This window comes from Sphingomonas epibiotica (genome assembly GCF_039615155.1).
Lineage (GTDB): Bacteria > Pseudomonadota > Alphaproteobacteria > Sphingomonadales > Sphingomonadaceae > Sphingomonas.
The window spans coordinates 199,455-211,759 of sequence record NZ_JBDGHY010000004.1 but is presented as its reverse complement, the minus strand read 5'-3'; the positions used below and the strand labels follow the sequence as shown (position 1 = coordinate 211,759).

8 protein-coding genes are annotated in these 12,305 nt (G+C 67.0%); 5 read left to right on the top strand and 3 right to left on the bottom strand.

The window, feature by feature from the left end:
- Positions 1-213: 213 nt before the first annotated feature.
- On the top strand, positions 214-3,249 hold the full coding sequence (locus AAIO73_RS09745) for a TonB-dependent receptor plug domain-containing protein (RefSeq protein WP_345877678.1): 3,036 nt from the start codon (positions 214-216) through the stop codon (positions 3,247-3,249).
- A gap of 413 nt (positions 3,250-3,662) precedes the next feature.
- On the top strand, positions 3,663-6,701 hold the full coding sequence (locus tag AAIO73_RS09740; RefSeq protein WP_345877677.1) for a ligand-binding sensor domain-containing diguanylate cyclase: 3,039 nt from the start codon (positions 3,663-3,665) through the stop codon (positions 6,699-6,701).
- On the opposite strand, the gene AAIO73_RS09735 is transcribed toward AAIO73_RS09740, so the two are convergent.
- The 3 genes from AAIO73_RS09735 to AAIO73_RS09725 form a co-directional block, all read right to left on the bottom strand.
- A complete protein-coding gene (locus AAIO73_RS09735; RefSeq protein WP_345877675.1) occupies positions 6,698-7,126 on the bottom strand; it encodes a hypothetical protein in 429 nt (142 codons plus the stop codon). The genes AAIO73_RS09740 and AAIO73_RS09735 overlap by 4 nt on opposite strands.
- 73 nt (positions 7,127-7,199) lie before the next feature.
- On the bottom strand, positions 7,200-8,699 hold the full coding sequence (locus AAIO73_RS09730) for a flavin-containing monooxygenase (RefSeq protein ID WP_345877673.1): 1,500 nt from the start codon (positions 8,697-8,699) through the stop codon (positions 7,200-7,202).
- Between the two features lie 38 nt (positions 8,700-8,737).
- Complete coding sequence (locus tag AAIO73_RS09725; RefSeq protein ID WP_345877671.1) at positions 8,738-9,418, bottom strand: DUF4197 domain-containing protein; 681 nt, start codon at positions 9,416-9,418, stop codon at positions 8,738-8,740.
- Positions 9,419-9,575: 157 nt separating this feature from the next.
- Here AAIO73_RS09725 and AAIO73_RS09720 point away from each other — a divergent pair, with 157 nt between their 5' ends.
- From AAIO73_RS09720 to fabI, 3 genes are read left to right on the top strand one after another with little or no spacing between them, the layout of a single operon-like run.
- Positions 9,576-10,532 (top strand): DnaJ C-terminal domain-containing protein, encoded by a 957-nt coding sequence (locus AAIO73_RS09720; protein ID WP_345877670.1) that lies wholly within the window; start codon positions 9,576-9,578, stop codon positions 10,530-10,532.
- Positions 10,533-10,562: 30 nt separating this feature from the next.
- On the top strand, positions 10,563-11,504 hold the full coding sequence (locus AAIO73_RS09715) for a YihY/virulence factor BrkB family protein (RefSeq protein ID WP_345877668.1): 942 nt from the start codon (positions 10,563-10,565) through the stop codon (positions 11,502-11,504).
- Positions 11,501-12,304, top strand: coding sequence for an enoyl-ACP reductase FabI (gene fabI / locus AAIO73_RS09710; RefSeq protein ID WP_345877667.1), 804 nt, complete (start codon positions 11,501-11,503; stop codon positions 12,302-12,304). The genes AAIO73_RS09715 and fabI overlap by 4 nt, the downstream gene beginning before the upstream one ends.
- Position 12,305 lies beyond the last annotated feature (1 nt).

Genomic DNA, 12,305 nt, shown 5'->3' with positions numbered 1-12,305 from the left:
TGCGCCTGCCCCCCCCCCGAACCGTCACGAAACCATAACATCCGTCTATGCCCTGCCGAAGCGATAGCATCATGTGTCGCTTGACGTGCATCCCCGACGACCGGCAGCTTCCCCTATCCGATACGACCGGCGTCTGAACGACCGGATCGACGGCCGCCGCAGGAAAGCGCAACGTCAATCGATCGGCCCGAACGGGGGCTTAAGGGGGCTTACATGACGACATCCTTGCATTTCCGGCGGTATCTGCCCGCACTGGCCCGCGCCAGCAGCCTTGCGGCCTTGTGCGTCGCCACCCCCGTCTTCGCACAGGACGCCGCGCCAGTAGCGTCGACGGCCCAGACCGAGCCGACTGCCGATACGGGCGAAATCCTCGTCACCGGCAGCCGCATCGTCCGCGACGGGTTCCAGTCGCCGACGCCGCTGACCGTGCTGACGACCGAGGATATTCAGAACTCCTCGCCATCGAACAACATCGCCGATTTCGTCAACCAGCTGCCCGCGCTGGCCGGCGGCTTCACCCCGGCCAATTCGCGGCTGAACCTGTCGAGCGGGCAGGCGGGCATCAACACGATGAACCTGCGCAACCTCGGGTCGGAACGCACGCTGGTGCTGCTCGACGGGCGCCGCTCGGTCGCCTCGACCGTCACCGGCCTCGTCGACGTCAACACCATCCCGCAGGCGCTGGTGAAGAGCGTCGAGGTGGTGACCGGCGGCGCATCGTCGGCCTATGGGTCGGACGCGGTCGCGGGCGTCGTCAACTATGTGCTCGACAAGCAATATACCGGGCTGAAGGTCGCGATCGACAGCGGCGTGACCGACAAGGGCGATGGCGCCAACTATTCGATGAGTGTCGCGGGCGGACTGTCCTTTGCCGGCGGACGCGGGCATCTGTTGCTCAGCGGCGAGGTCGCGCACCGCGACGGCATCTTCCAGGTCGATCGCGACTGGAACGCCACCGGCTATGTCCGCATCCAGGACCCGAACTGGACCACCAGCAGCACGACGCCGCGCTACCTGATCCGGCGGCAGGTCGGTGCCGCCAACTCGACGCCAGGCGGCCTTATCACCGCGTCGGCCGGCGGCACCGCCAACCGGCTGCGCGGCACCTATTTCGGCAATGGCGGCGAGGTGCTGCAATATCAGTACGGCGCGCTGACCTTCCCCGCGCCGACCGGCAGCGCTCCGCCGACGCTGACGCAAGGGGGATCGTGGCAGGTCAATGATTCGGGCCGCCGCATCGGCCTCGACCCGCGTGACGATCGCCACGGCGTGTTCGGGCGGTTGAGCTACGAGGTCGCCGACGGCGTCGAACTGTTCGCCGAAGGGGCGTATAATCGGCAGAAGATCTTCTTCAACGCCGGCCCCAACCTGTCGACCGGTGTCGCGCTCAACGCTACCGGTTGCGGCACGGCGGCGACGGCGGCGGCAGCACCGCTGACGTGCAATGCGTTCCTGTACAACACGCTCGGCCGCGCGGCGCTGACCGGCATCACCGGCGTCACGCTGGCGACGACCGCCGCCGACCTGCCGTTCCGCGCCGTCGACAACGAACGCGAGGTGCAGCGCTACGCGGTCGGCGCGGAGGGTTCGACCGAGCTGTTCGGCAAGCGCGCGACGTGGAACATCTATGGCCAGTACGGCCGCACCGACCAGCATTCGCAGCTGCGCAACATCATGAACAATGCGGCGATGAACAATGCGACCGCCGCCGTCTTCGCGCCCGCGGGCAATGCCGCCGGCTATGCCGCGGGATCGATCCAGTGCCTCATCAACGTCGACAGCAATCCGAACAACAACGACCCGGCCTGCGTGCCCTTGAACCGGCTCGGCGTCGGCGTCGCGAACCCGGCGGCCTTCGCCTATGTGCTGGGCAATCCGTATCGGGACGAACTGATCGAGCAGTATAATGCCGCCTTCAACGTCTCGGTCACGCCGTTCGCGACCTGGGCCGGCGATGTCAGCGTCGCGCTGGGCGCCGAATATCGCAAGGAGAAGATTCGCGGCTCGGTGCCGACCGAGTTCCAGCCGGTCTCCTCGACCGATGCCAATGGTCGCCCGATCACGTCGAACCGCTGGTCGGTCGGCAACTATCTGCCGACCAACGGCGAATATGACGTGAAGGAAGCCTATGTCGAGACGGTGGTCCCGCTCGGCTTCGGGCTCGAATTCAACGGTGCCGCCCGCGCCACGCGCTATTCGACCGCAGGCTATGTCACGACGTGGAAGGCGGGCGCGACATGGCAGCCGATCGACGACATCCGCTTCCGCGCCACCCGCTCGCGCGACATTCGCGCGCCCAATCTGAACGATCTGTTCCAGGGCGGATCGGCCAATAGCGACGCGATCCGCAACCCGATCTACACCGCCGACGGCGCCAATGGTCCGGCGAGCTTCAGCTATTCGGGCTTCGTCACCGGCAACCGCGCGCTCGGCCCCGAAAAGGCGGATTCGTGGAACGCCGGCGTCGTCGTGTCGCCGCGCTTCCTGCCCGGTTTCAACCTGTCGGTCGACTATTTCCGCATCGACGTGAAGCAGGCGATCACGACCTTCAGCGCGCAGCAGATCGCCGACCTGTGCTATCTGCAGGATCAGCAATCCTTCTGCGATGCGATCTCGGTCGATCCGGTCCGCACCCAGAACCCGGCACAGCCCTATCTGCTGATCCGCAGCCAGCCGTTCAACGCCGCGAACCAGCTGGTGAAGGGGGTCGATATCGACGCCTCCTACCGGCTCGGTCTCGACGAATTGTTCGCCAATGCGCCGGGCAATGTCACCGTCCGCGGCATCGCCACGCGCTATATCGACAATCTGCTCGACAATGGCGTGCCGGGAACGGTGGTGCTGAACTCGGTCGGCGTGAATGGCGGCCAGTCCAGCACGCCGACATGGATTTACCGCGTCAGTGCCGCCTATGACACGCCCGACTTCTCGATCACCGCGGTCGGGCGCGGGGTCAGTGCGGGGCGCTATGCCGCCAACGGCATCGAATGCTCGACCGCCTGCCCGGCCAATGACGCCAACTTCTTCACCTATGACAACAACCGCGTGTCGGGCACCTTCTATGCCGATCTCAACCTGACGCAGAAGGTCCGCTTCGAGGGGGCGGAAGCGCAATTCTTCGTCAACGTGACGAACCTGTTCGACCGCTGGCCGCTGCTGCTGCCGGAAACGGGCCTCGCGGCGAACCCGACCTATTCGGACCTGCTTGGCCGCCGTTTCCGCATCGGTATCCGCATGCAGACGCGCTGAGGCGGCGAGCGTCACCGGCCGCGGAGTATCGGGGCCGGTCGACCTTGCGCGACGTTTCGTCTGTTTCTCTCTTGCACTATCCTTCTGCGGAAGACGCCCGATTCCCTGAAAAACTTCCGTACCCCGGCGAAGGCCGGGGTCCAGTTGGGAAGGCTTATCTGTACCTTACCGGCGTCCCCCAACTGGGCCCCGGCCTTCGCCGGGGTACGAAGCGGAACGTTCGCAGCGCTATCCTCGTCAGCGAGGCGCGATCGTCGAGCGTCGATCGGGCCGGTATGGGTCGGGTACGGCGCAGGGCGCGCGGTGCGGTCGACGCGAACTGGTTCCCGCGACCGATCACAATTTCAAAAAATGTCGTGTGGCGTTAATCACGTCGCAAGCAAGGCCGCATACAACGCCGTGCAGGCGATCCGATGCGGCAATTTTTCCTCTGTCTTCTGCTTCTTGCAGTCCTATCGGTCGCCCGGCCGGCGATGGCCGCCGGCCGGCCGGACGCTTGGGACGGCTGGCGCACGACCCGGTTCCTGACGCTCGACGCAACGTCCGGGCTGCCGCATGCCACGACGACCGCGATCGTGCAGGGTAGCGACGCGCTGATGTGGATCGGCACGCGCGGCGGCCTCGCCCGCTATGACGGCCAGCGGCTGAAAGTGTTTCGACAGCTGTCGCGCGACCATACCAGCCTGCCCGACAATTATATCCGCGCGCTCCACGCGCTGCCACAGGGCGGCATGCTGGTCGGTACCAATGTCGGTGGTGCGGTGCGCTTCGACCCGGTGTCGAACGCGTTCGTCGCGTTGCAGGGGGCGGCGGGGGTCGGCATGGGCACCCGCATCCTCGCCATCGCCTCCGATGGACAGGATGGCGCGCTGATCGCATCGGATCATGGCGTGTTCCGCTACGACGCCCGGCGGAACCGCGTCGTTTCGCTGGTCGCGCCGGGCAGCGACCTTGCCGAGGGGGCATTCACCGTCCATCGCGATCCCGACGGCACCATCTATGCCGGCGGCGACAAGGGGCTGTTCGTCCGCCGCCCGCACGACCGCGCCTTTTCGCGTGTGGCGACGCCGCCGATCGGCGACGTCTGGGCGATCCTGCGTGGTGGACAGGGGCGGTTGTGGATCGGCACCGGGTCGCACGGCATCTTCGTCCAGCTCCGCGACGGGCGTTTCGTCCAGCCGCGGGCGCTGGCGGGCGATGCGCCGCTGGTCGGACACCGCACCATCCGCGCCTTCGCGTTGGAGGGTGACGGCACGATCTGGGCCGCGACCGACGGCATGGGGGTGCTGCGCATCCGCACCGACCTTGGCCTTGCGGTCTACGCCATGCGCAACATTCCCGCCAACCATGCCTCGCTGGGCGGCGATACGGTGCGCGACGTGACGATCGACCGCACCGGCCGGCTATGGGCGGCGACCGATGTCGGCGCGTCGCAGACCGATCCGACGCTCGATGCGATCTTCACCGTCACCAACGCCATGCCCGATCCGCGTCGCTCGCTGAGCGATCGCAACGTGCGCGGGTTGATGGTCGACAGCCGCGACCGCATCTGGTTGGGGCTCAGCAACGGCATGATCGACCGGATCGACCGCGCGGCCGGCACGATGCGGCATCTCCGGCTCAACGGTCGTCATGCCGGACAGGATGTGAAGGCGTTCGTCGAAATGCCTGACGGCACGGTGCTGGTCGGCGCGCGCGGCATCGTGGCGATCGATCCGGTGACGTTCGCCGAACGCAACGTCGCGGTGCCGTTGCCCGACGACCTGCCCGTGATCGCTTTGGCGCGGTCGGGCGACCTGCTGCTGATCGGGACGTACAAGGGGCTGTTCACCTGGGAGGCACGGACCCGCCGGCTGCGCCATTACCGCCATGCCGATGGCGACGCGACGACCATCGCCAACAACGAAGTCATCAACATCGTCGATTTCGGCGACGGACGGCCATGGATTGCGACGCCCGGCGGGCTCAGCCGGTTCGATCCGGCGACGGGGCGCTTTGCCGTCTATCGCAACGATCCGGCGGACCCGACCAGCCTGCCGCAAAATTATACCGGGTCGATCGTACGGTCGGCAGGCGCGCTTTGGGTCGGCACCTATGGCGGCGTCGCGCGTGGCACCGCGTCGGCGCATCAGCTGCACTTCCGCGCGATCACCGAGGCGGAGGGGCTGGCCAACGACAATGTCGCCGCGGTCCTCGCCGATCGGCGCGGACAGGTGTGGACGACCGGGGCCAGCGGTATCTCGGTCATCGATCCGCAGGGACGGGGGGTACGCGTGGTCAGCCAGCGCGACGGGCTACCGTTCGACGCCTATAACCAGCGCGTTGCGGCGATGACGCACGATGGTGACCTCCTGTTCGGCGGGACTGGCGGGTTGCTGGTGCTGCGCCCCGACCGGATGCTCGCCGCGCGGCCGACCGGATCGCTGACGCTCGCCCCGACCGATATCGAACAGGATGGCCGCACCCTGCCGTTCAGCCTGTTCGCCGGGCAACGGGTGATCCGCGTCGACGGCCATGCGCTGCGCGTTGCCTTCGCGCTCACCGATTACGCCGCGCCGCAGGAGATACACTATCGCTACCGCCTTGCCGGGTTCGATACAGACTGGGTCGGGCTGCCTGATTCGGTGCCGGCGACGGCGATCTACACCAACCTGCCCGGCGGCGACTATGTACTGGAACTACAGGCGCATATCCCCGGCGTGCATCCGCGCGTCGTCACGACCGCGATCGACATGGTCGTGGCGCGGGCCTGGCATGAACGCTGGTATGTGCGCCTTGCAATGGCGCTGGTCGCCCTGGCGGCGGTGTTCGGCATCGTGCATTTGCGCACCATGGTGCTGCGCCGGCGGACCCGCGCGCTCGAACGGACGATCGAACAGCGCACCGGCGAATTACGCGCCGCCAACGTCACGCTGTCGCAACTCGCCAGCACCGACCCGCTGACCGGCCTCGCCAACCGTCGCACGCTGCTGGCCCGGCTGGAAGCGGCGCGCGCGACGGCGCAGCGCAGCGGGCGCGGCTATGCCCTTGCGATGCTCGACATCGATCATTTCAAACGCATCAACGACAGCTATGGCCATCACACTGGCGACCAGGTGATACAGGCGGTCGCCGCGCGCATCGCCGACGGCGTCCGCGCGGTCGATTGCGTCGCGCGCTATGGTGGCGAGGAACTGGCGATCCTGTTCGCCGACAGCGGCGCGGCCGACGCAGGCGCGATCACCGAACGGTTGCGGCAGGCGGTGGCGCGCGCGGTGATCGAAGTGGACGGCACTGAAATCGGCGTAACGCTCAGCGCCGGGGTCGCCGCCGCCACCGGCGACGAACCGCCCGTAGACGTGCTGCACCGCGCCGATCTCGCCATGTACCGGGCGAAACGCGCCGGGAGGAACCGAATCGAATTGGCCGATGACCGCGACGTCGCCGGGATGGACGTGCCGGTCGGAGCCTAACCGATCGCCATTCGCCGCTGGTCGTCGACGGCGAGTGTCAACATGATCCGCGTCGAACAGATCGCGCAGTCAAGCGCGGACGCCTTTCCGGCATCGCAGGACAGGCAGTCGCGGCGCGGCCGGCTGCCGTCGAGCATGCCCAGCACCAGCTGTTCGTCGGGGGAAGCCGGTCCGCGCAGCCCGGTGGCGATCGGCCGGCCAAGCGCGCTCTCGCACAGGCTGAACAGGCTGTCGAACACCGGTGCCAGCACGCCCAGCCCGACCGGGCGCAGCAATGCATACAGGCACTTCTGCGCATTCTCCCGCTCGTCGCGCGCCACCCGCCAGCATCGCGCGACCGTGGTGATCAGCGTGGAACGCACCGGCGAGCGGTCGGGCTGGCCGGGCGCAACGCCGCTATCGGCAGGGGGTGGGGCAGGGTGCATGATCCGTCTCCGATCCGATGACCGAACAACCCCTGCCAGAAATGCAAATGACTCGCAATAGTAAATAACCGGATCAGGAAGCTACGATATGTGGCACCTTCGTCACCTTTCGGAACCGCAACACCCCGTCCGCCAGCCGCCCGAACCGGAACGCCATGTAATCCAGGAAGTAATTCTGCCGCAGCCGCCACGGCGCGCGCGATCCCTGGCCCGGCAGCCCCGCCTCGGCCCGCTGGACATAGCCCGAACTGAAGTCGAGCAGCGGTCGCCGCTCGATCCCCGCCCCGGGCGCGGCGGGCACGCAATAGTCGTAGCCATGCCGTCGCATGTGACCGAGCATCCGGCACATCCGCCGCGACACCAGATCGATCTTCAGCGTCCATGACGCATTGGTATAGCCCATCGCGAACACCAGATTGGGCACGCCGGATACCATCATCCCGCGATAGACCAGATGCTCGTTCGCTACGAAGGGCGCCTCGTCGACCGTGATCGCGATCCCGCCCATCAGGTGCAGTTTCAACCCCGTCGCGGTGACGATCACGTCCGCCGCCACCCGATCGCCCGATCCGAGTTCCAGCCCCTCCGGGGTGAAGCGCCGGATCGTATCGGTGACGATCGTCGCCGACCCGTCGTCGAGCACCCGGAACAGGTCGGCATCAGGCACCAGACACAGCCGTTGGTCCCACGGGTCGTAGCTCGGGGTGAAATGCCGGTCGACATCGCCCAGCCGCGGCAGCCCGGCGCGTGTGCCCCTCAAGATGAACGCCCGCATCTGCCGCGGCCAGCGCCGCGCGAACTGGAACGCGGCCAGCCCCAGCGCGACATTCTTCCACCGCGCAAGCCGCCCCGCCGCGGCGACGGGCAGCCAGCGATACAGCCGGTCGGCGAGTGCGTCCTCGGCCGGATGGGCGACGATATAGCTGGGCGATCGCTGGACCATCGTCACCTGCGCCCCCTGTTCGGCAAGCGCCGGAACCAGCGTCACCGCCGTCGCCCCGCTGCCGATCACGGTAACCCGTTTGCCGGCGACATCCAACTCTTCGGGCCAATGCTGCGGATGGACGATGCGGCCGGCGAACGTCTCCTGCCCGTCGAAGCACGGGGCATGACCCCGGGCATAGTCGTAATAGCCCGATCCCATGAACAGGAAGCGGCAGGTGACGATGTGCTCGCCATCCTCGCTCCGGCAGCGCAGCGTCCAGCGCGCGTCGGCCGAAGACCAGTCCGCCGCGACGATGCGCTGGTGAAAGCGGATCTGCCGGTCGATGCCGAACATCCGCGCCGTATCCGCGATATAATCACGGATATCCGCGCCCGCGGCGATGGTCTTGCGGTCGCGCCACGGCCGGAACGGAAATCCCAGCGTATGCATGTCCGAGTCCGACCGGATGCCCGGATAGCGGAACAGGTCCCATGTCCCACCGATGGCGCCCCGCGCTTCGAAGATCGCGTAGCTATGGTCCGGGCAGCGCGTCTGCAGATGATAGGCGGCGTCGATACCCGACAGCCCGGCCCCGACGATCACGACGTCGAGATCAGGTGCGGGCGGGGCGGGGGCGGGCGCGGTCATCGACCGCTTATCCGCCCGCCCGCCGCCCTTGCCAAGCGTCAGCGCGTGCCGAGCAGCAGCGCGGTTAGCACCGGATCGCCGGTGCGGCGCGGATCGGCGCGGATCGCCGCTTCCTCACGCCCGATCGCGCGGAAGATCGCGTTGCCCGCCTGATCGGCGGCACTGCGGGCCAGCGCGCCGTAATCGATGCCGGTCTGTGCCGCGACGATCGCCGACAGGATTTCGGCGGTATCGGAGCGCAGCCCGTTCGAGAAGGTCGGGAACAGCGCGTCGATCACCGCGCCGCGCGCCGATTGCGCCAGCAGGTCGGTGGCGGCGGTCGGCCCGCCGCGCAACACCGCGACCGCATCAGCGAGTGTCAGCCCGCGGATCGAATCGAGCACCACCGGCGTCGCCCGGTCGGCGGCATCGACCGCGATATCGTTCAACGCCAGCGCGATCCGCGAACGCACCGCATTGGTCCGCAGCACCGCCGCCAACACATTGTTCTGCCCGGCGGTCTCGGGCAGCGTCAGCCGCGTCAGCTGATCGTCGTAGAAGCCGCCGGGACGGATCAGCCGTTCGAACGCGCGCTGGCTCGAAAGCGTCAGCAGCCGCCGTACGCCTTCCTCGACGCCATAGCTGCCGAGCGGGGTCGCGCATCCGCCGAGAATCGCTATCGGAAGCATTGCGGCGGTCGCGCTGAGGATGCGGCGACGGGACATCGGGGCATGGATCATGGGCCGGTTCTCCTGGGGAAGATCGCGCTGCCAACGCAGCCAGGCGCTTCCGGTGCCGCGATACGCGTGAACCGACGTTGAACCGGGGATCGTTTTGCTTCCGTTTCGCGGGTTTGTCCCATTGCCGAGCGCCGCGTCCGGCCCTAGCTACCGGACCATGGCTGATCCCTATGCAACCCTGGGTGTGGCGCGCAGCGCCACCGAGGCAGACATCAAGAAAGCGTATCGCAAGCTCGCAAAAGAGCTGCACCCGGACCGTAACAAGGACGACAAGGCTGCGTCGGACCGGTTTTCCAAGGTTACGCAGGCCTATGACCTGCTGACCGACAAGGACAAGCGCGCGCGGTTCGATCGGGGCGAGATCGACGGTGACGGCAATCCGGCTGCGCCCTTCGGCTATGGCGGGGGCGGCGGTGCGGGCGGCTTCGGCGGCGGTTTTCGGGCCGGGCCGGGCGGTCGTGGCGGTTTCGACATGGGTGGCGATGCGCAGGGCGGCGACTTTTCGGATATCTTCGAGGGGCTGTTCGGCGGGCGCAGCAATGCCGGCGGCGGCAGCGGTTTCGCCAGCGGCTTCGGCCGTCGTCCGCAGCCCAAGGGCGGCAACGTCGCCTACAAGCTGAAGGTGCCGTTCGAGGATGCCGCGACGCTCAGCCCGCAGCGGATCACGCTGGCCGACGGCAAGACGATCGACCTGAAACTGCCTGCCGGCGTCGATACCGGCACGCAGATGCGGCTGGGCGGGAAGGGTGATCCTGGGCCGGGCGGACCGGGCGACGCGATCGTCACGATCGAGGTCGAGCCGCACCGTTTCTATACCCGCGACGGCGACGATATCCGCATCGACCTGCCGGTCAATCTTGCCGAGGCGGTGCAGGGCGCGAAGGTGCGCGTGCCGACCGTCGAAGGCGCGGTGATGCTGAGCGTGCCGAAGGGCGCGACCTCGGGCAAGACGCTGCGGCTAAAGGGACGCGGTTTCCATCGCAAGGACGGGACGCGCGGCGATCAGCTGGTCACGCTGATGGTCGATCTGCCCGCAGACGATGCCGCGCTGGCAGCGTTCGTAGCGGACTGGCCGGGGCGGACGGCGGACCCACGGGCACGCTTCGGCGTTTGACGCGGTTCTGACCCGACCGGAGACCGTTTCATGAATCAGCCGTCCCCGGAAAGCCCCGAGGTACGCGGCCACCGGGGCCGGCCCGCACTGTCGCGGCTGCGGCCGTCGGCGCGGGCGATCGAGGTCATCAAGCGCGTCGCCGTCGGGACGTTCAACGACGGCTTCACCCATGCCGGCAACCTCGCCTACCTGTCGCTGCTGACGCTATTCCCGTTCTTCATCGTCGCAGCGGCGATCGCGCGCGCGGTGGGGCGTAGCGGCGACAGCATCCATGCCGTCACTGCCTTCCTCGAAACCGTGCCGCGCGACGTGGCGGTGGTGCTGGAACAACCGATCCTCGACGTGCTGCAGGCGCGGTCGGGGTCGCTATTGTGGCTGGGCGCGCTGGTCGGGCTGTGGACCACGACCGGCTTTATCGAAACCGTGCGGTCGATCCTGCGACAGGCCTATGGCATTCCGTTCTCGCGGCCCTTCTGGGAATATCGGCTGGGGTCGATCGGCCTGATCGTGGGATCGGTAGTGATGCTGATGATCGCGTTCAGCCTTCAGGTCGTGTTGGTCGGTGTCGAGCAGCTGATCTACCGCGTGCTGCCGTTCCTGCAGCCCTATGCAGCCTATCTGTCGATTGCGAAGCTGTTTCCGGCACTGGCGCTGTTCATCGCGCTCTACACCCTGTTCTATTCGCTCGCGCCCAAGAAATATCGGCTGTCGAAATGTCCGAAATGGCCCGGCGCGGTGGCGACGGCGACGGTGTGGATCGGCACGACGCAGTTGCTGCCGCTGGCGATCGATGCGCTGGGCGGATATGACCGTACCTATGGCAGCCTCGCCGGGGTCATGATCGCGTTGTTTTTCTTCTATATCGTCGGTCTGGGCGTGGTCATCGGCGGCGAATTGAACGCGGCGCTGGCGGAAACGCCCGATCCCGGTCTAGAGGGGGTGCCAACAGACGAAAAAGGGAAAGTCGCGTGAACGGTTTGATGCAGGGCAAGCGCGGGGTCATCATGGGCCTCGCCAATGATCGGTCGCTGGCCTGGGGCATCGCCAAGCAGCTCGCGGCGCAGGGTGCGGAACTGGCCTTCACCTATCAGGGGGAAGCGCTGGAACGGCGCGTCCGTCCGCTGGCGGGCGAACTCGGCTCCGACTTCCTGATCGAGTGCGATGTCGCCGACATGGGTGCGCTCGACACAGCGTTCGACACGATCGCTGCACGCTGGCCAACGATCGATTTCGTCGTCCATGCCATCGGCTTTTCCGACAAGAACGAACTGCGCGGGCATTATTACGACACCAGCCTCGACAATTTCCTGATGACGATGAACATCAGCGTCTATTCGTTCACCGCCGTCGCCAAGCGCGCGCGGGCGCTGATGCCGAACGGCGGATCGCTGCTGACGCTGACCTATTACGGGTCGGAAAAGGTCGTGCCGCACTACAACGTCATGGGCGTGGCCAAGGCCGCGCTCGACATGTCGGTCAAATATCTGGCGATGGACATGGGTCCGGAAAATATCCGGGTGAACGCGATTTCGGCCGGGCCGATCAAGACGCTGGCCGCCAGTGGAATCGGTGATTTACGCTACATCCTGAAGTGGAACGAGCTGAACTCGCCGTTGCGCCGCAACGTCACGATCGACGATGTTGGCGGCGCGGGGCTGTATCTGCTGAGTGATCTGGCGAGCGGCGTGACCGGCGAGATCCACCATGTCGACGCCGGGTACAATGTCATCGGCATGAAGGCCGAGGACGCGCCCGACATCGCGCTGGCCTGAG